Raw genomic sequence first — 21,432 nt, 5'->3', positions numbered from 1 at the left:
AAATTTATAAACGAATATGAATAAAGTCATATAATAAGCAGTATTAAATCCTGGCTCAATACAGACTGCCAGTCTTAACAGATCCTTTACACTGATAATTCAATTAAGTACTTAATATGACCAGTCGCCCTGTTCTTCCACCAGAACATCTTCATTATTTTGAATAATTTGAAGTAAACCTGATTCAAAGACTTTATAAGTCGTATTCCCGTTTTTGAATTGATACCCCTGAAAACGGCAAGGAGTCACTCCATCAGCACAAAGTGAATGAAGAGTTTTGCCGTTAAGCTCTATGCGATTGCCTGATATTTTCGACACGCCGACATAACTCACGTTATCGCATGTAACAGAACCCTCCTGACAGTGGCGTTCAATTTCAACAATATAGTGTTCTGTTGTCAGCGTATCTCCGAATGCTGCACCAGATAATATGAATGCACTTAATAAAATAAATTTTTTCATCTACTTTTCCCTGCTGACATTACTCAGAAAATAATACCCGACTAAACCAATTAATAAGCCCCAGAATGAGCTATTAATACCTAAGAAATTGACCCCAGATGCTGTAACAATAAAAGCCATAACCGAAGCAAGCAAAGTATCTTCAGAACTAAACGCCTGCCGAAAATTAACCGCAAGCACAGGTAGTAAAGCTAAGCCAGCCAGAGCCGACGTTGCTTCGGTTGGTAAAGCCAGAAACAGCCCAACAATTAATGAGCCAGCAAGCCCGGCAATAATATAGAAAACGCCCGCTGCTATGGCCGCTTTGTAACGCTGATTGCGATCAGTATCGGCATCTGTGGTTTGACAAATTGCGGCTGTAATTGCGGCCAGATTTATTGCGAAAACCCCAAGTGGAGCCATAATGACACCGAATAACCCAGTCACCCGTAACAGCGGTGACAGCGGCACCGCATAGCCGTTACTGCGCAACATCATAATGCCCGGCAGGTTCTGGGAAACCATAGTGACAACATACAAAGGAATGCCAACCCCAACCAGTAAAGAGAAGTTGAAATCAGGCCATACCCAGACCCAATCTGGAGCGGAGACAATCAATTTGCTTGCATCAAACTGCTTCGTCAGTACTGGCAAGCCCACTGCAGCCAGCAACACCCAGAAAAAAACCAGCTTGGGTGTAAGCTTCCGCATCACAAAATAAACAATGACTAAAGTTGCAGTAATTAAAGGCTGATTATCAAAGGCCGGAACTAAAGCGAGCACAAACTTAAGTAAAATTCCGGCCAATATAGCAGCCGCTATTTCGACAGGAATGTATTTTAAAAGTCGGTCAGAGATACCGCTTAGGCCGCTAAGTAAAATTAAACCCGATGAAAAAATAAAAATGCCAACCGCTTCAGCGACTGAAACACCGGCAAGTGCAATAATGAGTAGTGCAACACCCGGTGTGGACCATGCAGTCAATATCGGGGCTTTATATCGCCACGACAGAATAATACTGCTTAGCCCCATAGCTAAACCTAAAGCCAGCAACCAGGAACTCTGCAACGCCACCGAGCCATTGAGGCTTTTTACGGCTTCGAGAATTAAAACAACCGCACTGCTGTAACCAACAAAAACAGCTGTCGCCCCAGCCATAATATGAGAAATGGAAAACCTCATGGCACTTCCTTTGTGGTCTGTTTATATCGCTTCGTTTCTTCTGCGTATTTTAATTCTATTAATTGAAGCCACTAATACGAAGCTCAGTAGCATTAATAAAAACCAGGAGCTTAATTTGGCAAGCGGCACCATTTGCCACTCGCCAGACTGGTTCGGATAAATCCAGATATTGGCATAAGTGGCAATATTTTCAGCAAACCAGATAAATAGCGCAACCAGGAACCATCCCAGTAAAATAGGCATACTACGATGTGTGCTGTTGATTTTGTAATAAATAGCTGTCCGATAAAACAGAAAGAATGTAAAAGCCAGTAAAACCCAGCGCATATCCCAAATATAGTGGTGACTAAAAAAGTTGATATAAACCAGAGTTACTAACACCAAAGTGAGGCTCTTGGGCGGATAATAAGAGTATTCAAATTCGAAGATGCGCCAGACCCGGGCAATATAACTTCCGACGGCACTATACATGAACCCTGTAAATAGAGGCACGTTGGCAATACCAAAGACATAATCTTCCGGATAAACCCAGGCACCTATTGCGTCTGAGGTTTTAAACAACTCCATAATCGTTGCTACAATATGGAACACCAGAATGACAACGCATTCACGCAGAGTCTCAAGCCTGAAGACTAAAAGAAGAATTTGAAAGCCGATGGCGGCCAGGAAAATGAAGTCGTAACGATGTAATGCTTCCAGCGGATACCAGAACTTGGTTATCAACATGAGTGCCAGTAAAAAACCACCGAAAACGCAGGCGTAAGCTTGTTTTACACCAAATAACCACAGTTCCTTTGCAAACGTTTTGATGTCCATATCTTCAATCCAGAGAATTCAGAACAGGTAAGGCACTGAATAATAGTGCCTTACCTGCTGGCAATTTAGAAGCTAATGGTAACACCAAACCAGAAGTTTCTGGCTTTATCTTTCACATTGTAATCATCAGTGAAAACAACTTCGCTAACGGCACCTCGTCCGGTAATGTATTCAAACTCACCATCACCGTTAAGGTCAGTATAAGTTGTTGAGTAGGTTGTGAAATCGCGATCCAATAAGTTATTGATGCGCAGGTTCAAGTCTACCGACTCCGTTAACTTGTAGTTAGCGCCTAAGTTAAACAAGCTGTAGTTCTCAAAGTACAGTTGTTGTTCGGTAACACTGTCATAACCACGGTAGCGATCGGAACGGAATTCACCTTGTAAGTAGATAGAAAGATCATCCGAAGCACTCCAGTTCAGCCATAAATTGGCCATGTGCTCCGCTGTATTCGTTAAAGGCTGACCAATCTGACTACCGCTTTTCTGCTCGCTGTCTGTCCATGTATAATTACCGCGTAGTGACCAGGCTTCGCTTATTGCGTAACGCGCTGCAACCTCAACGCCCTGCACATCGACTTCGTCAATGTTGATACTTTGCGCCCATGAGTCATAACCCAGCTGCTCATATTCACCTAAGTTAACGCAAGGACGCACGTTATCGGTTGCTTCACAGCTTAAAACTGTATCGCCACGGGCAATTTTGTCCTCAAACCGCGTATTAAAGTAGGTGATGTTAAAGTTGTGATCGCCGTTATCTGAATTCCAGTAAACTGCAATTTCAGAGTTTACGCTGGTTTCAGGCTGTAGCTCCGGATTACCGGCAAAAGGCATGGTTCCCTGTCCACCAAACCCAACGATGCCATCATACAAGTCGGTGGTTTTCGGCGTTTTATAACCGGTGCTAACGCCTCCTTTCAGCGTCCATGCGGAACTCAGGTTATAAACCGCATAAAGGCGCGGCGATACCTGACTTCCGAAAACGTCGTGTTTGTCGTAACGAACACCACCGGTCAGGGTGAAGTCAGCAATTGGCATCCAGTTATCTTCCACAAACAAAGAGTACATTTTCTGCTCTTGAATAGCGCCAGCACTGCCTTCCTCTAAACCAAATACACCGTCTTCCAGTTCACCATCAATAAGCTGACCGCCAATAACAAAGTTATGATGTCCGGCAAAACCAGAGACAGGAATGTCCAGTCGTGCATCAACGGTATACTGACTGCTGTCTAACTGACGAGCCGGCCGTGGCAAGAAAGTTTCTTCTGCAATTGAGCGCCGCTCATCTTCGCCCAAGCCAGCATACTCACCGGTGCCATCGTACATTTCCTGCAATAACAAACGCTCATCCACGCTTAACGGCAAAGTTCTGCCATTATTTTGTGTGTCTACATAGGATAAGGAAATCATGCTGGTACCAAACGACCAGTCCGCATCATGCGCGATTGACCACCAGGTACGATCAAAAGTCTGATCCGCCGCATAACCTGCACGAGGGTTTACATTTCCTCCACGCGCCTGCCAAAGAGCTTCTATGCTGTCTTTGGTGCCCAGAGGATAAGTAATAGTGTCATTTTCAACATCATAAGAAGGCGTATTGTCGTAAGACTGATGTGAGTCATCGTAATCAAATTTTATATGATGATTCTTTGCTGGCGTGTAAGACAAGGAAAACCCGTAGTGCTCGTCTTTGTTGTCAACAGTACGCCCGCCACTGCCAAAACCCAGCTGACGAACATGTATTGTGCCATTTGGATCAACTGCCGGCTCAAATTCTGGAGAAGACGCCTGCTGGTCATACAGGCTTCCACGTACTCCCAGACTTAAAACATTTTTAATTAACGGACCTGTGGCACTGAAGTCCGTTGTAAAGTCATCACCAAAATTGTCGTTCGTTTGCAGACTACGTCCGAAGGTTACAGCACCTGACCAGTCCTCCGTGTGTTTTTTAGTAATGACGTTAATGACACCGCCAAGCGCATCGGCGCCATATAAGGTGGAAGCCGGACCACGAATAACTTCAATTCGGTCAATGGTTTCCAGTGGAGGAATATGGTTAAAAGCATTGCCACCGAAGTTATTCGGATAAATATCACCATGGTTGTTCTGTCGTATACCGTCCACCAGTATTAACGTGTAGTCGCCGGTTAACCCCCGCATACTGATACTGCCCTGACCGGTTTTATCGCGGCTGGTTCCTATATCGATACCTTCCTGATACTTCACCGCATCGAGCAGCGAAGTGAAAGAACGCGAGCGGATTTCTTCATTTGAGATAACAGAAATACTTGCAGGTGCCTCGGTAATTTTCTGCTCAAATCCAGCGGCTGTTACGACAATACGCTCAATATCGTCAGGAACCGTGTATTCGTCTGCCAAGGCACTACTTCCTAGAGCCGATGCAATAAGTATTGCCAGTGAACTGGGTAGAAGTTTATCCATTTCTGTTTATCCTTAAATGTGTGAGTTAAGCGGTTGCGTATGCTACCCATGCTGTTTACAAATGTAAATACAAATAACAACAATTCGCATTACTAAAAACAAAAGCGAGCTAAATCCTCATTTTTTTCGTAGAAGAAGAACCTGTATTTAAAGTATCTGGAGTGTAGTTTTGACGAATTTGGCTTTTGACGTTTATGGCACGCTTATCGACGCACAAGGTGTGGTTTCAACATTAAGTTCATACCTTGGCACAGACAAAGCAGAGAGTTTTTCCGGTCGTTGGCGTGATAAGCAATTAGAATATTCGTTTCGTCGCGGACTTATGCGGCAATATCAGGACTTTGCAATTTGCACTAAAGAAGCCCTGGAGTTTACCAACAACGAATACGGTTCACCTTTAAATGAAGAGCAAAAAGAAGACTTGCTCGATACCTATACGCGTCTACCCGCATTTGATGATGCCAGGGCGGCGCTTAGCAAGTTGAGCTTATCGGGCATGGGTTGCTTTGCTTTTTCCAATGGCAGCCAGGAGGCCGTTTCCGGGTTACTGGAGAAAGCCGAGTTAAGCAGCTATTTTAATGAGGTTATAAGCTGCAAAGACATTAAAAGCTTCAAGCCTGACCCGGAAGTTTATCAATACTTTCTTGATAAAACGGACGGTCAGGCTGACAGCACCTGGCTTATCTCCAGTAACAGTTTTGACATTATTGGAGCTAACGCCGCGGGCTGGAAAACCGCCTGGGTAAAACGGACTAAAGAGGCTCAGTTTGACCCATGGGGAGTCGAGCCTACTATTACCGTAAGCTCGCTTTCACAGCTGATTGAAAATATAAAGTGAGGTTTAAAACTCGTACGACAGTTCAAAACGAACGGTTCTTGGCTCCATTACATGATAATGCAAGTCTTCCACACCGGTTGCCGGCTCGCCCGGCAACCGCGATGCGTAAAAGTAGTCTATGTCATGATCATTGCTGTCAAACACATTAAGAACCTGTAGGTTCACCGCCCATGCGTTCCATTTCTTGCCAACCATGAAGTTTACAACCGTCGAGCTGTCGGAACGCTCTGAGTTATTTTCAACCAACGGACGCTCTCCCAAATAGCGCAGACGAACCGTTGAAAACCAGTTGTCATCAAAGCGTTTTGTCACGCCCAGTTGAAGAATGTCTTCCATAGCACCGGGTATTTCCTGTTCAAGCACATTGCTGTCATCAAACTCCGCATCGGTATAGGCGTATTCAAGATCAAAACTTAGCTGGTCACTGTAATTGTAATAGGCAGCCAATTCGATGCCCTGCCGTTTTGATGGACGGCTGGCCTCTGTATTACCAGCGTCTCCCACAAACAATAACTCGCTGTCCTGTTCTAATGACCACAGTGCCAGTGAACTGTTAAATTTGGCATTAGGCCGCCAGCGCACACCAACTTCGTAACCAAAGGTTCTGACCAACGGATCAACTGAATCAACGGCGTCGCCATTATTCGGGTCAACACTTGTCACCGTGCCTCTTGCATCGTTGGAATGAAAGCCCTGCCCCGCTGACAGATACAACTCCGCGTCGTCAGTTAATAAATAGTTGGCACTTCCTTTAAAAGACCAGAGGTCATCCGAAGTTTCACCGTCGTTCGGAGCAAGAGCCACGTTATAGATATTAGTATCAACTAAGGAGTTAACGTCAAAATCAAAGTAGTCATAGCGCAATGACACATTCGTTCGTAGTCTACTCGTCCACTGATAGTCGTAGCTGGCATAAACGCCGGTGCTCCATTCGTTAACCTCATCGCTTCTTACCGTACCCAGTCGTTCTCGTTGTTGCGACTTGTGCAGGCCGACTTCGCCAATGTCGTCGTAGCGGGTTGAGAAGCCCAGAGTCAGGTTGTCATCCGGATGCCAACTACCCGATGCACCGTAAATTTTTCTGTCATCAACTTGCTCAAACTGGTCGCCCAGCACAGGATCATCAAGGTAATACGTAAAGTTTGAGAATAACGACAACTCGTAGTCGATAACATAGGCGGTTAGCGCGTAATCGGCCGTTGTGTAAATGGCATTGACGCTGTAGCGATGAGTTTTGCCGCCCAGAGTGTCATCAATAGAACCCAGCTCATCAATAATGCCCTGACTTACCGCCCGGGAAGGAATTTGGTCAGCACTGTTCCACTCATTCTCGTAACCCATAGCTCCAAAGGTGAGAACACCCTCAGAAGTACGGATGCTGTGACGTATTACCGCATTGATTTTATCAACGTCCTCGTCAATATCCGTCCAGGGGCCATCATAAGTCTGATACTCAAGCCCATATAATGTCGTATTAGTACTGTTCTGAGAAACGCTGTCAGCCAGCAAAACCCGCTGATAAGCGTCTTCACCCAGGCTCACTTTTGCAAGGCCTTTTTTCCGGTTCATTTGGGTACTGAAACCCACGCTACCGGCACTGGAAAAGTCGCCCACATCACCGTGATAAGAACCTTTCTGATAGGTCACCTGTTCAATCAGCTCAGGAATAAGAAAGTTAATATCGGTATAGCCGTGACCGTGTCCATGAGTTGGCATATTAACTGGCATACCATCAATATAAGTGGCGAAATCAGTGCCGTGGTCGAGGTTGAAGCCACGTAAAAAGTACTGGTTCGCTTTGCCGCTGCCACTGTGCTGAGTTGCACTCATTCCCGGAATCAGTTCCATTAACTCGCCGGTGCGCAACATAGGCCGAATTTCTATTTCAGGTTGCCCCAGCACACCTTCAGAAGCCGACATGGCCTGCCCCAGCAAATTCGCCTGATGCCCAGAAACTAATATTCGTTCAATACCATCGTGCGCATCTACCTGCGCGGAGTTAAACAAAGCACCTGAAACAACCACAGAAAGAAACGCGAACTTAAAAGTCTTCATTGACGGAGTTATCCCTTCTCAAAATTTTTCGCAGTTTACCTTACGGAAAGCGCTCGCGGTGAAAATTTGAGAGCAAAAGGCTGAATCTGGCGACAAAGTTAAAAACTGGACCCCGGCTGTTTAAGGAACGCTTCCTCTTCAGAGGTGGATTCACGACCTAATATGGCATTTCGGTGCGGGTAACGACCAAAACGATCAATAATTTCTTTATGCCTCACTTCGAACTGATAGTTGTTTTCTAGGCCTGGTTGGTCGAAAAGCTCAATAGCCTGCTTGTGAATCAACTTCGACTCACTGTGCATATAAGGCATGTATAAAAAAGATTTTTCATGGGATTTTAACGATTCGTCTGCACACTGAGCTACTGCTTCCTGCGCCAGCACCAAAGCTATAGCGTCCTGTGCAAAGGCTTTCGGCGTATCCCGATAGATATTGCGCGAAAATTGATCAAGTACAATAATCTCGGCTAAACGCCCTTTTTCAGTCCCACGCCAATGCCAAAGCTCCCCTTTTTCAGCGGCTTCCAGGGTGTCAGAAAACCGCTTCTTAATCGATTTATCCAGCTCGTCACTTTTGACGAACCATTGCTTTGGCGTCAGCTCATTGAACCAGAACTCGATAACCTCGTTCGCTTTAGCAACCATATAAAGTCTCCAAAAGTTAAGTTAAACACTGATAACGCAAATGATAATGGTTTTCATTAATATGCATTTTGTGATTTAATACTGCTCTGACAAAAACTAAACAAATCACTTTTACTATTATGAAAGCACGATTCAGAGACAGTATGACCTGGCTCCATACGTGGGCTGGATTAGTTGTAGGCTGGATACTGTTTGCGGTTTTTTTGACCGGAACATTAGCCTATTTTCAGTTCGAGATTACACAATGGATGCTTCCCGATGTAAAGCAACATGCCACCCCCGAAAAAGCGGTTGCACAAGCACAAGACTACCTTGAAGAGCAAGCCGCTGACTCGCCAGGCTGGTCCATTACCTTGCCCGATGAGCGTTCTCCCATTACCACGGTCTTTTGGCGTGACCCTAATGCCAGTAATGGCCGTGGTTTTGAGTTCGCCGTTCTTGACGGCGATGGTAAAAAAATTGAGCAACGTGAAACCCGCGGCGGCAACTTCCTCTATCGCTTTCATTTTGATCTGCATTATATGCCGGTATTTATTGCTCGCTGGCTGGTCGGCATATGCGCCATGCTTATGCTGATAGCCATAGTTACCGGCATAGTCATACATAAAAAAATATTCAAAGACTTTTTCACCTTTCAGCCCGGCAAAGGTCCACGCAGCTGGCTCGACGGCCATACCATTACGTCGGTATTAGCTCTACCTTTCCATTTTATGATCACCTACACCGGCTTAGTCACATTAATGCTGATGTATATGTCCTCGGCGGTGTCATTAAGCTATGGCGACAGGGGTGAGTTTTTTAACGACTTACAGTCCCAACCCCCTACGCTACAGGCAAGTGGTGAAAGCGCAGATTTAGCTGACTTGCAGGAGCTTTATTTTAAAGCGCGGGAAGACATAAAGGGCAACCCCATTCGTTTAGCTCAAATTAGTCATCCCGGAGATACGAATGCCACCGTCACTTTTTACGAAGCGCCTACCCAATCGCTTATGTCAGACTATACGACGCTGACTTATTCAGCCGTAACTGGTGAGCAACTGCATGTCCAACCCGTAGAAAATAGCGCAGAGCTGACACGGCGGACCATGATAGGCCTGCACGCTGGTCGCTTTGCCGATACTCAGCTGCGTTGGCTGTACTTCTTCTCAGGAATTCTAGGCACCTTGATGATAGCCACAGGCTTGGTCTTATGGTTTGAAAAACGCAAAAAGAAACTGCAAGCCAGTGGCAACCTGTCATTCGGCCATTACTTAGTAAGCGGGTTAAACGCAGGTTTTATTATGGGTCTTCCACTTGCCGTTGCCACCTACTTCCTCAGTAATCGTTTGCTGCCCATAGCTGCCGATAACCGGGCTGAACTTGAAATTGCCTGGTTCTTCTTTGGCTGGTTGTTAATGGTCTGCTACCCGCTGCTTCGCGGCGCCAAAAAAACCTGGCGAGACGGTGCACTGCTTAATGGTCTTGCCTACCTAAGCTTGCCTTTTATCAGCTTTATTACTGTCGACCGGCACCTTCTGAATTATCAGTATCCGCGCGACTGGCCTCTATTTGGCATGGATACCAGTTTCATTTTAACAGCAGCCGCGTTTTTAGGACTTAACTGGTACCTATTCCGCAAATGGAATTCAAAGGAGAGTGACAAGTAATGTTTAAAGATAAAATAGCAAATGCGCCGTCTAAACTGTCCGTAAGTTATCGAGTTTTGCTAGCAACAGTCGGTGGGTTTATTTTTACGCTTATTATTACAGTCTTCACACCTGAACTGTTTTTATCGGTTTTTGGCTGGAATAAAGCCACAAGCTTAATGTGGATGATGTTACTGAGTTTCGGCGTCTACTGCGGCCTGATTATGTGGATTATCGCCACTCGCAAATTACTGAAAACAAGTCTCATACTGTTGCTGTGTGGCATTGCTCTGACTATTGGCTTTACGCAACTGCAGTCACATAATTCAAACCAGCCAACCTCAACAGAGGTGACATCATGATATCTATTACCCTTTGGCTTCTGAGCGTAGCGGGCTTTTGGTTATTGTGTATTGTCACAGCCCGGCACCGAAAGCTATTTCATTTAAAGCCGTTAAGCCAGCGTGCCGAGCGGATCTATAAAATTGCAGGCTTTATATTGCTCAGTCTTGCTCTGGCCGGCACAAGCTTAATGCCAAACCCTGTAGACGGAATACTGGTCTGGTTTGGTATTCTGACTTTCGCTTCACTGCTTATTTCCGCGCTATTAGCTGTTCAGCAGCAACGCAAACGAGAGCATAAGGTTTTTAAACGTTAAAAGCTTAATAAAAAGAATGCGCCACAAACTTGCTCCAGAAGGAACATAAAGTTATGTTTTACTCTCAAAAACCAAACACAAACTATGACCTCTAAATCTTATGCGCCGTTTACTTTGTCTTTTAATTTTCGTTAGTACTTTCACTACTATGGCATTTGCAGACACTTATACTCTTTACTTTACTCGTCACATGGAGAAAACCGATGAGAAAACTGACCCCGAGCTAAGTATTGCGGGTCAACAGCGGGCGCACATGCTGGCTCAAACTTTAAAAAACAGTAATATTGAGGCTATATTTTCTACCAATTTTAAACGCACCAAACAGACAGGCGAAGCTCTTGGAAAGCATCTTGGCCTCTCCGTTCAGAGTTACCCTTCTAAAGATTTTGATGGAATAATAGCCAGTATCAAAGGCCTGAAAAAGAATGCACTTATTATCGGTCACAGCAACACGATATCGGAGTTAGTAAAAGCCGCAGGCGGAACCGCCAAAACACTTGAAGAAGATGACTACGGTGACTTATTTCAGGTTGTTGTTAACGGTGACAGCGTAGTGACAAACAGGCTTTATGTTCCGGTTGTGCGTTAGCAGAACACACAACCGGCAAGTAGCCTTGCTACCGCAACATATTATTCCCAGTGCGTTCTGAACCAGGACATCATTTCGCTTCTTATTTCTTTTTTCTTGGGGAAAGAACGATGGCCTAGCCCTTCATAAATCGAAAGTTTATGCGTGAACCCTTCTTTCTCAAGCACTTTATCCAAAGCAATACTGGACTCCACTGAAACACGTTCGTCTTTATCGCCATGTATTAGCAGAATAGGAATGTCGTTATCAATTTCGTCCATCCAGAAAACAGCTGAGCGCTTTCTTAACTCTTCATCTCTATTTTCATCATAATTTGGAATACGTGCTTTATGTACCCGTTCCATTTTAGGGCGATGCTTTTGTCCCTCGAATAAATCGTACTGACCCGCATAAAGAACTATTGCATCAACCTCTAAACCACGCTTTACCGCTAACAAAGATTGCATGCCACCGCGACTGGCACCATACACCCCAACCTTTTCTGGATTAACGTTAGGGAAGTGTTTAAACAGCTGTGGTAAAGCAACCACGTCATTCACATCGGCACCACCAAACTCATCTTTACCGGGTAGTTTAGGTGCTGTGCCCCTATAATTGGAGGCAAAAATAGCAACATTTTCTTCTTTAGCTAAACCAAAAAGCTGGTTATAAGCTCTGGTAAAAACCCAGGCACCATAGCTCCCGTTCCCCCCGCGATTATGGATAATCACTGGTAAGTCTGACTGACCTTTAGGAGCCACATAATAGCCATGAACCATGGCGTCATTGACTTTATATATGAAGTTCTTGCATTCAAGGCTTTCCTTGTATCTTTCAAAGTCTTCCTTTTTATAAAAGGCCTTCATTTTTTCCATTAACTGCTCAGGGTCAGCATCATCAGAACCTCGGCTAGTTAGCATTTTTAGCCAGCTATCGTAATTGGCAAAAGGGCCTCTAAAACACTCACTTGAGCCCTTTAACTCGACATCCAGTTCCGCCTGCGCAGGCATAGCGATAAAACCAGCTACCGTAAGCAGTGTAAAAACTACGGTTTGTTTAATTATTTTTATCACTTTTTTTTCTCCGACTTGTCGCTAAAAAACATTTAATCAACACTTTTAACAACTTACTTTATGATGATTAAAATAACAAGAAAACGAAAAGCTGGATAAATTTAGGTGCAAAATTTATGGTAACGGCTGATACCCTTTCCAGTCCGGCACCAACGGCTGCTGTTCACCGTCAAATTCAAGCGTCACATAGTGGTTATCCACCAAATCGACACACAAGCAGTCGTCCACCGTCAGTAAGTCGTCTTTATGAATTTGCTCAGCGTCCGCTAAGCCGGCTTTGGAAACTTGTGCGCGAGCCAGTTGTTTTGCAGATTGCAGTGAGTCTGCGACCACCACGGTAAAGTCATGATACTCGGCCAGCTTATTCGGAAAATAACCACCGAAGTTAACGAAGTACAAGTGTTTTTGCGCAGGTTTCTCAGGCGGTTTAGAGGTAAGATGAATTCGGTAGCCATCCACATGGTGCAAATGAACAAAGCTGTCCAGGTGCAGTCCTTTTTGCATGCCGAACCAGCCTTTTCTAATAGCCGAATAAGTCTCTTCTATGCTTGGCCCTACTACAAAGCGAATGTCATGCAGCTCAATGTTGGCTCCAGGCGCCGTGCCGCCCACATAAACTAAAAAGAGTTTGTTATCGGTTTCGTTCATTGTCTTCCCTTACTCATTGCCAATAAAACAGAATCGGGGCACGTTATTGCCGTCTATGTTGACCGTTTCCACGAATATCTCAAAGGGTCGAACCCAAAGCTTTTGTTCACCGTAAAGGGGCTGATAAATCACCATCCACTCTTCAGTTTCGCTATGACGGGCGGTATCAATAACGCGGTAACGTCCGCCTTTGTAGTGTTCGTAAATACCCGGCTTTATGGTCATGTTGGTTTATTCCAATGCTTATGGTTACTAAAATACTTTGAAAGCATGCTACCAAAAGTTGTCGTTTAGCGTTTATTCATTTGCTCCCGGTCACCCCGAAAAGAATGGTTTGTGATTAAAGGGCTTAACTAATAATCTTGAAAAGAAAATGGCAACAGTATTAATGACTCCGCACTGGCTGCCATGCGAGGATGGTTTCAGAAACACTGAGAATGCTATGAGTTGCAGATATGAAAACAGATAATAAAATACTTTCGACCATATACTTGGCGCTGGTTTTTATTGGCGCCTACCTTGTTGGTGGTACCATCGCCAGCTCTTTTAAATCGGGTGAGGTTACTCTACACAATCTCGAGTTTAAGGATCTTATCATAGCGCTCGTTTTTTCAGCGCTATACCACTGGTGGAAAGCGCGTAAAGAGAAGGCGAAAAATGAGCAGCTTTAATTCCCCCTAACGTCGGTCAAAATAAGACTGCTCATTTAGCGTGTTATAAACACCTTCGATATTCTGCGGCAGCCACTGGTCGTACATTTTTAAATCAGAGAATTCATCAAGCTTTATGTCCTGTTGAAGTGTTTCCAAACTTTTGCCAGCCAACATACCGTCGCGAACCTCAGCGTATAAGGCTTGAAGATAGCTTAAATAGCGTTCAACATCTTTACGCGTTCCCATATCCGCATGAGCACCAACAAACACATCAAATGGCTTTTCATCTAACACGGCTTTTGTCGAGCGTATCATTCCGTGAATATCATAGCCCGGAAGCGTTTGATAAGGCATGCGGCCCAGCACAATCCAGTCAGCCACAAACAGCACATTCTCAGGCATAAAGCGCATGCTAACAGAACCACGCCCATTGTTTGGTCCGTAATATTTCATTTGAACCGATTGTTCGCCGAGTTTAATAGTCAGCTCATCGCTAAACGTCATTGTGGGCAAAGCGGTTGGCGTTTTAGTCCAGCGTAAATCTTCATCCGCATACTCATGCGCAATCACCTCTACATTATCCGTGGCGATAACATCACCGCCCAAGGTGTGATCAACGTGGTTATGACTATAAGCTAAGTATCGTACCGGTTGCTCAAAACGCTCGTTGAGTTCCTTTATAAGGTAAGCTGCCGCATCCGCATTAATAGGATCAGTAACAAAAATCCCCCGCTCAGTTACCATAAACACCGAATGGTAATGCCCGGCAGAAAACCGATAAACATTACCCTTAACCTTCTCTATTGAATACTCGGTTGCCGCCAAAGCACCACAAATACCGAGCCATAAAATCAGACTAAACAGTACTTTCATAAATTACTCCTGGTTTTATCTATTAAATACCTACGTCTCAGGAAGCAATTAAGAGCACTTTAAAACTAAGCGTTAAGCATCACCCTGAATAGAACATAGTTTCATGAACAACGGTTTCGTCAGACTCCCGAGACTCAATAACGAAATCAAAATGTGAGATTGTAGTCTGCGGTTCTTCTTCCGTCGTTAATGTCAGTACAACACTTCGCTTCTCTCCGGGGCCTACGGCAAAAGGACCATTTTCAGAAAGTTGAGCACCAGCCAATCCGGAGGCCGTTACTTCAAAGTTTTTTACGTAACTGGATTTATTCAGCAAAGTGACGGTGTAGGCGTTTTCAACCAGCCCCTCGTTATTAATGCGATACAGAGCCTGACGGTCTCTTATCACGCCTACTTCAAAACTCTGCCATGTCAGCATCCAGACAATTATCCCGGTAATGATGAGCGCAGACACCACGCCATATAACCATTGCCCGCCGCCATTGCGTGCAGACTTTTGCTCACTACGAAAACCGATGAGCTCCCTTTCATAACCAAAGTTATCCATCACTTTATTGCAGGCATCCACACACAAACCGCAGTTAATGCACTCATATTGCAAGCCGTTGCGAATATCGATACCCGCCGGGCAAACTTGTACGCATAGCTTACAATCAACGCAATCACCCAGCTCCGAAGGAGCACTCCCTCTTTTCCTCGGCCCTCTGTCTTCACCACGGGTAGCGTCGTAAGTCACGAGTTTGGTACCGGAATCAAACATTGCGGATTGAAAGCGGGCATAGGGGCACATGTGCTGGCACATTTTTTCACGCAACCAGCCAGCATTGCCGTATGTGCAGGCAGCCAGAACAAGAACCCAGCCGTAAATAAGACCAGAACTTGAAAGGGTAAAAAAGCCAGAATAAAGTTCTTTTACGGGAGTAAAGTAGGACATAAAAGTTAGCGAAGTAAGTAAAGCAACCGTCACCCATATGAAGTGTTTAAATCCTTTTTTCGCGACTTTTTCAACGCTCAGAGACGCTTTATCTAACGCCCTACTCTGGTTCGCAGTTCCTTCAATACGACGCTCGATCCAGTTGAACATCAACATCCAGACTGTCTGCGGACAAGTAAAACCACACCACACCCGGCCATAACGAACCGTCACAAAAAACAAAGCAAAGGCAGCAAGGATAAATATCAGGCTGAATATGATGAGGTCTTGCGGAAACAACTTAATGGAGAAAAACCTGAGGGTCTGCTGTGCTACGTCGAACAAAATAGCCTGTTGTCCATTGTATTGAATAAATGGAATGGCAATGAAAAGAAGCATCAGGAAAACGTTCAGGTAACGGCGGTTTCGCTGATATTTACCGGTTTCCTCTTTTATATAAATTTTCCCATCTGGCACGCCAGTCTGGAAAATGACATCCTTTTTTGAAACTTGCTTGGAACTCACCGTAATTACTCCGCAATGAACAACACAGAGGAATTCTAATTACCGTGGTTTTCGGGGGTAGATACAGAAACGGACTAAAAAGCTAGATCAGTCAGCAGAACGGCGAGCAATGTGCTCCCTCAGGTGGCGGCAAAGTTGTTGCAGAAGCTGTTTGTTAGCGTCGGTTAATTCAAATGAGGCATTCACCCGTAAACAATGATTAAACTCATCCTGTAACGCGAACAGTTTGCCCGGAGCCAGCGTAATATTTTTATCCAGCGCCTCCCGGTATAACACCGTGGTATCGACGCTGGCGTCAAACTCCAGCCACAAAAAATAACCGCCACTATGGTTATAGATTTTGGCAATGTCGCTTAGCTGCTGCTGCTGCAAAAACTCGTGCATTTTACGTTTTCGGGAAGCCAACGTTTTGCGTAATTCTTTAAGGTGCTTCTCGTAATTTTTTGTCGACAGATATTCCACTAAGGATAACTGAATAGGCGCGCTGGTCGCTAAGGTGCTCATTAGCTGACGTTTTTGTACTTCCAGTGCGCGGTTACCGGCGGCCACCCAGCCAATACGAAACCCGGCTACAAGCGATTTAGAAAATGATGAACACAGCATCACGTTATCGCTGTTATCAAACTGTTTTACCGCCAGCGGTGCCGTATCTCCTTCATACAACTCGCTGTACACATCGTCCTCAATTAAGACCACGTTGTACTTTTCCAGCAGTTGCGCCACCTGCTGCTTTTTTTCATTGCTTAGCGAATAGCCCACCGGGTTTTGAAAATTCGACATTAACCAGCAGGCCTTAACATCATAGCTCTGAAACGCCCGCTCCAGAGACGACATATCCAAACCATGCTCAGGATCAACCGCCACAGAAATAGCTTTAAGACCAAGCCGCTCTAAGGTCTGCATGGCGCCATAAAAAGCAGGTGCTTCAATCACCACCCAGTCGCCGGGTTGAGTCGCGGCCTGAAGACTCAAATTCAGCGCCTCCAGCGCCCCTGCGGTTATTACAATTTCATCGGGAGAAATATTCATACCCCGTGCCGCGTAACGCTTAGCAATTAGATGCCGCAACTCTTCGTTACCGGGTGGCAGGTTATCCAGCGCAGTCATTAAAGAAGACTGTTTTGCTGCTGAAACAACCGCCTTATTCAGTTGGTGACGCGGAGACAAAGAAGGGTCAGGATACGCAAAACCTAAACTTAACGTATGAACGTTACGAGACGCCTGCAGCACTTCAAATACAAAATCGTTCACACTAACAGCTTCAGTTGGCTGAATAGAATGAGACGGATTTTGAGGATATTTTACCGAGGCAGAAACGCTGTAGCCTGAACGCTCACGCGCCGCCAGAACGCCCTGAGACTCAAGCATTTGATAAGCGTGTAAAACCGTCATCAGGCTGTAACCGGACTGCTCCGCCTGTCTTCTTAAAGAAGGTAGCTTTTCACCGGGTAACCATATGCCTTTCTCAATTTGAAGCCTTAGCTGATTTGCCAGTAGCTCATACTTTTTCATGAAAATACTCTGATGAACCGAACGAGCTAAATAATAACAGATTATTGTTTTAACTGTTATAGAAAGCCCGTTACGGCAAAATCAAAGCAGCAAGGCTTTTACATCATCCGTTTTAGTGTTCCATCTTTTATAATAAACTGATGGATGAAAGCCATACCGATATGACCTGCAACTAGAAACAATAAGCCCCAGGCTATGTAAGAATGCAGATTACCAATGTTTATCAGCCAGCTAACTTCCTCACCTTTTGCAATAATTTCAAGGTTAAATGCACTCAGCCCATAACCGTTACCCACCATGTAGCAAATTCCGGTCACAGGCATCAATACCAACGCGGCATACAACAAACCGTGGCCGATTTTTGCCAGAACGCCAATAATAGACTCATGTTCGGGCCGGTTTCCCTTTTCTTTTGCTGTCCAACCTAAGCGTAAAACAATAAGTACCAATAGAAGGGAACCAATGGATATGTGCCAGGGAACCAGCGTTTCACCCACCCAGTGTTCACCATCGTTTATACGGTCAAAGAATTTTAGAAATTGCCAGCTAACCAGAATGGCCATCGACCAGTGGAAGAAGCGCGTTATAGAACCATAACGCGCTTTAGAGTCATTCATCATTTTTGAGTACCCATACTAATCAAATATCGCCTTAGGCTACCTATCTGATATTAGTATGAGAATGCACATTTTCTTAAAATATTTTTCAGAAAGCTAAAACTCTATGCAAATTTTGCCGAAGTGCTTGCCAGACTCCTCGTAACGGAATGCATCCGCTAATTCATCCAGAGCAAAAATTTTATCAATTACCGGCTTCACACCATTGGCTTCCAGGGCTCGCACAAAGTCTTTCTGATTGTCGCGACTGCCAACAATTAACCCCTGTAACTTGGCTTGCTTGGCCATTAATTTGGCGGTTGGAACTTCACCTTCGCTTCCAGTCAGCACACCAATTAACGCAATGTGCCCCGCTATCGCGACCGCGTTAATAGACTGCGGCAAGGTGCCAGGACCGCCAACTTCAATCACATGGTCGACACCACGGCCACCAGTTAATTTACGAACCGTTTTGCCCCATTCCGGGTCTTCTTTGTAGTTAATCAAATGATCCGCACCGAGCTCTTTATACTGCTGGAGTTTGTCGTCAGACGATGATGTCGCAAATACCGTTGCCCCCAGGCTTTTCGCTAATTGGCAGGCAAATACAGAAACACCACCACTGCCGAGCACCAGCACCGTATTGCCCGGTTTAATGCCACCGTCCACGACCAAAGCGCGCCAGGCCGTCAACCCCGCAGTCGTCAGCGTTGCCGATTCAGCATGGCTGTAGTTTTTAGGCTGATGAGTGAAAAACTGAGTCGGGCGCACGACAACTTCTCGGGCGTAGCCATCAATGCCATCACCCGGCGTATTGCGGAAGTCGCCGACTGGCGCCGGTCCACTTTGCCAATACGGGAAAAATGTAGAAACAACATTGTCGCCTACCGCGAATTCTTCCACTCCTTCGCCAACGGCTTCAACAACGCCTGCACCATCAGACATTGGAATGCGTCCATCTTCTGTTGGGATAAAACCGGCAGCTACGCCGTAGTCATGAAAATTAAGCGAACTTGCTTTAACTTTAACGCGAATTTCTCCCGGCCCGGGCTGGCCAGGGTCTTCCATTTCGGTTACTTGAATATTATCCAGGCCAAACGGTTTTTTGAGCCGTAGCGCTTTAATTTTCTCAGTCATGTTGGTAGTCCTTTAACTAGAGTGTGTATTCAATTGTAGTTCTTATGAGGGGTTATTGGATCAAAGCTAAGCTGTAAAATCCGAGAAAGCTCATTAACGGGAATTAAATTGATCTAACTACATTAGGTAACTCATGATGCCGACTATACTGAAAGTGCCGTTCGCAATACCACTAAGGGTATCAGCGAGAACAGCAAATATTTCTATTCAGTAAGGGAAGGAATCCGTAATGGCTAAAAAGACAATTGCGAAATTTGATATCTCGGCAACTGCACCAGAAGGTTTTGAGCATGAGCCTGACGCAGCAGGCGGTTTTTGGTGCCATAAACCGATTAACACTTTGCCACCGGGTGATTTTATATCGCCCTACTCGCGTCATAAAACCTTACCTACTCCGGGAGTCGAAAAGCGTAAAGCCTGGATAATTGGTGGCGGTGTCGGGGGGCTTGCTGCTGCATTTTATTTAATTCGCGATGGTCATATGCCCGCCGAAAACATCACTATTCTAGAAGAAATGAGTGTGGAAGGCGGCTCTATGGATGGTGCGGGTAACCCTGAAGACGGTTACATTATTCGCGGTGGTCGTGAAATGAACTGGAACTACGACACACTCTGGGATCTATTCCAGGACATTCCTGCCCTTGAACTTCCTGAAGGCTACTCGGTTCTCGATGAATACCGAATGATAAACGACAACGACCCGAATTATTCTAAGGCCCGTTTAATTAACAAGTCCGGCGAGATTCTTGACTCAGAAGACCTGGGGCTGAGTAAATCTCAGCAATGGGAACTTATCCGCTTAATGCTGAAACGAAAGGAAGAGTTAGACGACACCAGCATTGAGGAATATTTCAGTGAAGGCTTTTTACAAAGTAACTTCTGGTTCTTATTTCGCACTATGTTTGCTTTTAAAAACTGCCACAGTCTGCTGGAAACCAAGCTCTATTTGCATCGTTTTCTGGATTCAATTGACGGTTTTGCTGACATGTCTGTTCTGCTTTTCCCTAAATACAATCAATACGACACCTTTATAAAACCACTGACCGATTTTCTGCGTGAAAAAGGAGTGAAATTTACCTTTGAAGCCAGAGTAGATGACCTTGATATAAGCTTTACCGGAAACAATAAGACAGTAACCGGAATTCAGGCCGTTGTTAAAGGTGAAGAGCAATATATTGAAGTTGGCAAGAATGATTTAGTGTTCGCCCTCACCGGCTCAATGACTGAAAATACAGGTTATGCCGGTATGGATGATGCGCCGGAGCTTAGCTGTGAAAAGCATGACCCGGGTAGCGAAAGCGGCTGGAACTTATGGAAGAACCTCGCCAAAAAATCTCCTGTTTTTGGTAAGCCAGAAAAGTTTTATGGTGACGTAGACAAGTCTATATGGGAATCTGCCACCCTTACCTGCAAGCCCTCGCCCCTGGTCGATAAACTGAAAACCTTATCGGTAAACGACCCATACTCAGGTCGAACCGTAACCGGCGGAATAGTGACGTTTACTGACTCTAACTGGCTGTTGAGCGTTACCTGTAATCGGCAACCGCACTTCCCCGATCAGCCAGACGACACATTGGTATTATGGGTTTATGGCCTGTTGATGGATAAACAAGGCAACCGTGTAGACAAAACCATGCCGGAATGTACCGGCAAAGAAATTCTGACCGAGCTTTGCCATCACCTGGGTATTGAAGACCAGTTAGATGAGGTTATAGCCAACACCAAAATACGCGTTGCGCTTATGCCTTACATTACCGCCCAGTTTATGCCCAGAGCAGCAGGCGACAGACCCAGAGTAGTGCCTGAAGGCTGCACCAATTTAGGTTTAATTGGCCAGTTTGTAGAAACCCGAAACGACATAATATTCACCATGGAAGCCTCAATTCGCACCGCCCGTATTGGTGTGTATAAGCTGCTGAATATTCCCAAGCAGGTGCCTGATATAAGCCCCACGCAATACGACATTCGCAACATCATAAAAGGTGCCAGAGCGCTCAATAGTAATAAGCCTTTTATTGGTGAGCGTATGCTGCACCGCTTACTCGACAAAACCTACTTTGCCCACATACTGCCGCCGCTGCCCGAACCGGAGGAGAAAAAGCAAACACACTTTGAAGAGGAGCTAAGAGAACTGCTTGGTAAAGGCGGTGACTTAATAAATAAATTTACGAGCTGGGTTAACTCGCTGAGGGACAATTTATCGAGCAAAGATAAATAGTGGGTTAGGTTCTGTT

General features: G+C 45.2%; 21 protein-coding genes. 7 read left to right on the top strand and 14 right to left on the bottom strand.

What is annotated here, in order from left to right; all coding sequences use genetic code 11:
• Positions 1–111 precede the first annotated feature (111 nt).
• The 4 genes from ACP7H9_RS00265 to ACP7H9_RS00250 all read right to left on the bottom strand — a co-directional run bounded on the left by ACP7H9_RS00265 (position 112) and on the right by ACP7H9_RS00250 (position 4,880).
• Positions 112–462: a hypothetical protein gene (locus tag ACP7H9_RS00265; protein ID WP_114981174.1), complete on the bottom strand. Its 351-nt coding sequence runs from the start codon at positions 460–462 to the stop codon at positions 112–114.
• Complete coding sequence (locus ACP7H9_RS00260; RefSeq protein WP_114981173.1) at positions 463–1,623, bottom strand: benzoate/H(+) symporter BenE family transporter; 1,161 nt, start codon at positions 1,621–1,623, stop codon at positions 463–465.
• Positions 1,624–1,644: 21 nt separating this feature from the next.
• Positions 1,645–2,439 (bottom strand): DUF817 domain-containing protein, encoded by a 795-nt coding sequence (locus tag ACP7H9_RS00255; protein WP_011234816.1) that lies wholly within the window; start codon positions 2,437–2,439, stop codon positions 1,645–1,647.
• A gap of 65 nt (positions 2,440–2,504) precedes the next feature.
• Complete coding sequence (locus ACP7H9_RS00250) at positions 2,505–4,880, bottom strand: TonB-dependent receptor domain-containing protein (RefSeq protein ID WP_114981172.1); 2,376 nt, start codon at positions 4,878–4,880, stop codon at positions 2,505–2,507.
• Positions 4,881–5,049: 169 nt separating this feature from the next.
• On the opposite strand from ACP7H9_RS00250, the gene ACP7H9_RS00245 reads away from it, so the two are divergent.
• On the top strand, positions 5,050–5,718 hold the full coding sequence (locus ACP7H9_RS00245; RefSeq protein WP_114981171.1) for a haloacid dehalogenase type II: 669 nt from the start codon (positions 5,050–5,052) through the stop codon (positions 5,716–5,718).
• 3 nt (positions 5,719–5,721) lie between these two features.
• Here ACP7H9_RS00245 and ACP7H9_RS00240 read toward each other — a convergent pair whose 3' ends face one another.
• Together ACP7H9_RS00240 and ACP7H9_RS00235 are read right to left on the bottom strand one after the other, a co-directional pair.
• On the bottom strand, positions 5,722–7,773 hold the full coding sequence (locus ACP7H9_RS00240; protein ID WP_114981170.1) for a TonB-dependent receptor: 2,052 nt from the start codon (positions 7,771–7,773) through the stop codon (positions 5,722–5,724).
• Positions 7,774–7,871: 98 nt separating this feature from the next.
• Positions 7,872–8,417 (bottom strand): DUF924 family protein, encoded by a 546-nt coding sequence (locus ACP7H9_RS00235; RefSeq protein WP_114981169.1) that lies wholly within the window; start codon positions 8,415–8,417, stop codon positions 7,872–7,874.
• 143 nt (positions 8,418–8,560) lie between these two features.
• Between ACP7H9_RS00235 and ACP7H9_RS00230 the strand changes: the two genes are divergently transcribed.
• The 4 genes from ACP7H9_RS00230 to ACP7H9_RS00215 all read left to right on the top strand — a co-directional run bounded on the left by ACP7H9_RS00230 (position 8,561) and on the right by ACP7H9_RS00215 (position 11,289).
• The gene (locus ACP7H9_RS00230; protein WP_114981167.1) at positions 8,561–10,063 is read left to right on the top strand and encodes a PepSY-associated TM helix domain-containing protein; all 1,503 of its coding nucleotides are present in this window, start codon (positions 8,561–8,563) and stop codon (positions 10,061–10,063) included.
• Entirely contained in the window at positions 10,063–10,404 is a 342-nt protein-coding gene (locus ACP7H9_RS00225) for a hypothetical protein (protein WP_114981165.1), read from the top strand. The genes ACP7H9_RS00230 and ACP7H9_RS00225 overlap by 1 nt, the downstream gene beginning before the upstream one ends.
• Entirely contained in the window at positions 10,401–10,700 is a 300-nt protein-coding gene (locus ACP7H9_RS00220; protein ID WP_114981163.1) for a DUF3325 domain-containing protein, read from the top strand. Before ACP7H9_RS00225 ends, ACP7H9_RS00220 begins: the two co-directional genes overlap by 4 nt.
• Positions 10,701–10,848: 148 nt before the next feature.
• A complete protein-coding gene (locus ACP7H9_RS00215) occupies positions 10,849–11,289 on the top strand; it encodes a histidine phosphatase family protein (protein WP_114981161.1) in 441 nt (146 codons plus the stop codon).
• 41 nt (positions 11,290–11,330) lie between these two features.
• Here the strand turns inward: ACP7H9_RS00215 and ACP7H9_RS00210 are convergent, their stop codons facing one another.
• From ACP7H9_RS00210 to ACP7H9_RS00200, 3 genes are all read right to left on the bottom strand, one after another.
• On the bottom strand, positions 11,331–12,341 hold the full coding sequence (locus tag ACP7H9_RS00210; protein WP_114981159.1) for an alpha/beta hydrolase family protein: 1,011 nt from the start codon (positions 12,339–12,341) through the stop codon (positions 11,331–11,333).
• Positions 12,342–12,455: 114 nt separating this feature from the next.
• Positions 12,456–12,989, bottom strand: a complete 534-nt coding sequence (locus ACP7H9_RS00205; RefSeq protein WP_114981157.1) for a DUF1543 domain-containing protein — start codon at positions 12,987–12,989, stop codon at positions 12,456–12,458.
• Positions 12,990–12,998: 9 nt separating this feature from the next.
• On the bottom strand, positions 12,999–13,214 hold the full coding sequence (locus tag ACP7H9_RS00200) for a DUF1653 domain-containing protein (RefSeq protein ID WP_114981155.1): 216 nt from the start codon (positions 13,212–13,214) through the stop codon (positions 12,999–13,001).
• 230 nt (positions 13,215–13,444) lie between these two features.
• Here ACP7H9_RS00200 and ACP7H9_RS00195 point away from each other — a divergent pair, with 230 nt between their 5' ends.
• Positions 13,445–13,660, top strand: a complete 216-nt coding sequence (locus tag ACP7H9_RS00195; RefSeq protein WP_114981154.1) for a hypothetical protein — start codon at positions 13,445–13,447, stop codon at positions 13,658–13,660.
• Between the two features lie 6 nt (positions 13,661–13,666).
• Here the strand turns inward: ACP7H9_RS00195 and ACP7H9_RS00190 are convergent, their stop codons facing one another.
• The 5 genes from ACP7H9_RS00190 to ACP7H9_RS00170 form a co-directional block, all read right to left on the bottom strand.
• A complete protein-coding gene (locus ACP7H9_RS00190) occupies positions 13,667–14,515 on the bottom strand; it encodes an MBL fold metallo-hydrolase (RefSeq protein ID WP_114981152.1) in 849 nt (282 codons plus the stop codon).
• Between the two features lie 79 nt (positions 14,516–14,594).
• Positions 14,595–15,953 (bottom strand): cytochrome c oxidase accessory protein CcoG, encoded by a 1,359-nt coding sequence (ccoG, locus tag ACP7H9_RS00185; RefSeq protein ID WP_114981150.1) that lies wholly within the window; start codon positions 15,951–15,953, stop codon positions 14,595–14,597.
• 87 nt (positions 15,954–16,040) lie between these two features.
• Positions 16,041–17,465, bottom strand: a complete 1,425-nt coding sequence (locus ACP7H9_RS00180; RefSeq protein ID WP_114981148.1) for a PLP-dependent aminotransferase family protein — start codon at positions 17,463–17,465, stop codon at positions 16,041–16,043.
• A gap of 98 nt (positions 17,466–17,563) precedes the next feature.
• Positions 17,564–18,085: a cytochrome b gene (locus ACP7H9_RS00175; RefSeq protein WP_114981147.1), complete on the bottom strand. Its 522-nt coding sequence runs from the start codon at positions 18,083–18,085 to the stop codon at positions 17,564–17,566.
• Between the two features lie 93 nt (positions 18,086–18,178).
• Positions 18,179–19,198 (bottom strand): zinc-dependent alcohol dehydrogenase family protein, encoded by a 1,020-nt coding sequence (locus ACP7H9_RS00170; protein WP_114981145.1) that lies wholly within the window; start codon positions 19,196–19,198, stop codon positions 18,179–18,181.
• Positions 19,199–19,427: 229 nt separating this feature from the next.
• Between ACP7H9_RS00170 and ACP7H9_RS00165 the strand changes: the two genes are divergently transcribed.
• Positions 19,428–21,416 carry an oleate hydratase gene (locus ACP7H9_RS00165; protein ID WP_439222039.1) on the top strand — a complete coding sequence of 663 codons (1,989 nt, stop codon included), beginning with the start codon at positions 19,428–19,430 and terminating at the stop codon, positions 21,414–21,416.
• The last annotated feature ends 16 nt before the right edge of the window (positions 21,417–21,432 follow it).

Source organism: Idiomarina sp. ST20R2A10 (assembly GCF_051842345.1).
Lineage (GTDB): Bacteria > Pseudomonadota > Gammaproteobacteria > Enterobacterales > Alteromonadaceae > Idiomarina > Idiomarina loihiensis.
The sequence above is the reverse complement of the archived record's forward strand: the minus strand, read 5'-3'. Positions and strand labels throughout refer to the sequence as shown.

Excerpts from the sequence above, each read along its gene's own strand:
- ACP7H9_RS00265 (WP_114981174.1), bottom strand. The coding sequence starts at position 462 with ATGAAAAAATTTATTTTATTAAGTGCATTCATATTATCTGGTGCAGCA.
- ACP7H9_RS00260 (WP_114981173.1), bottom strand. The coding sequence starts at position 1,623 with ATGAGGTTTTCCATTTCTCATATTATGGCTGGGGCGACAGCTGTTTTT.
- ACP7H9_RS00255 (WP_011234816.1), bottom strand. The coding sequence starts at position 2,439 with ATGGACATCAAAACGTTTGCAAAGGAACTGTGGTTATTTGGTGTAAAA.
- ACP7H9_RS00250 (WP_114981172.1), bottom strand. The coding sequence starts at position 4,880 with ATGGATAAACTTCTACCCAGTTCACTGGCAATACTTATTGCATCGGCT.
- ACP7H9_RS00240 (WP_114981170.1), bottom strand. The coding sequence starts at position 7,773 with ATGAAGACTTTTAAGTTCGCGTTTCTTTCTGTGGTTGTTTCAGGTGCT.
- ACP7H9_RS00235 (WP_114981169.1), bottom strand. The coding sequence starts at position 8,417 with ATGGTTGCTAAAGCGAACGAGGTTATCGAGTTCTGGTTCAATGAGCTG.
- ACP7H9_RS00230 (WP_114981167.1), top strand. The coding sequence starts at position 8,561 with ATGACCTGGCTCCATACGTGGGCTGGATTAGTTGTAGGCTGGATACTG.
- ACP7H9_RS00225 (WP_114981165.1), top strand. The coding sequence starts at position 10,063 with ATGTTTAAAGATAAAATAGCAAATGCGCCGTCTAAACTGTCCGTAAGT.
- ACP7H9_RS00220 (WP_114981163.1), top strand. The coding sequence starts at position 10,401 with ATGATATCTATTACCCTTTGGCTTCTGAGCGTAGCGGGCTTTTGGTTA.
- ACP7H9_RS00215 (WP_114981161.1), top strand. The coding sequence starts at position 10,849 with ATGGCATTTGCAGACACTTATACTCTTTACTTTACTCGTCACATGGAG.
- ACP7H9_RS00205 (WP_114981157.1), bottom strand. The coding sequence starts at position 12,989 with ATGAACGAAACCGATAACAAACTCTTTTTAGTTTATGTGGGCGGCACG.
- ACP7H9_RS00200 (WP_114981155.1), bottom strand. The coding sequence starts at position 13,214 with ATGACCATAAAGCCGGGTATTTACGAACACTACAAAGGCGGACGTTAC.
- ACP7H9_RS00195 (WP_114981154.1), top strand. The coding sequence starts at position 13,445 with ATGAAAACAGATAATAAAATACTTTCGACCATATACTTGGCGCTGGTT.
- ACP7H9_RS00190 (WP_114981152.1), bottom strand. The coding sequence starts at position 14,515 with ATGAAAGTACTGTTTAGTCTGATTTTATGGCTCGGTATTTGTGGTGCT.
- ACP7H9_RS00180 (WP_114981148.1), bottom strand. The coding sequence starts at position 17,465 with ATGAAAAAGTATGAGCTACTGGCAAATCAGCTAAGGCTTCAAATTGAG.
- ACP7H9_RS00175 (WP_114981147.1), bottom strand. The coding sequence starts at position 18,085 with ATGATGAATGACTCTAAAGCGCGTTATGGTTCTATAACGCGCTTCTTC.
- ACP7H9_RS00170 (WP_114981145.1), bottom strand. The coding sequence starts at position 19,198 with ATGACTGAGAAAATTAAAGCGCTACGGCTCAAAAAACCGTTTGGCCTG.
- ACP7H9_RS00165 (WP_439222039.1), top strand. The coding sequence starts at position 19,428 with ATGGCTAAAAAGACAATTGCGAAATTTGATATCTCGGCAACTGCACCA.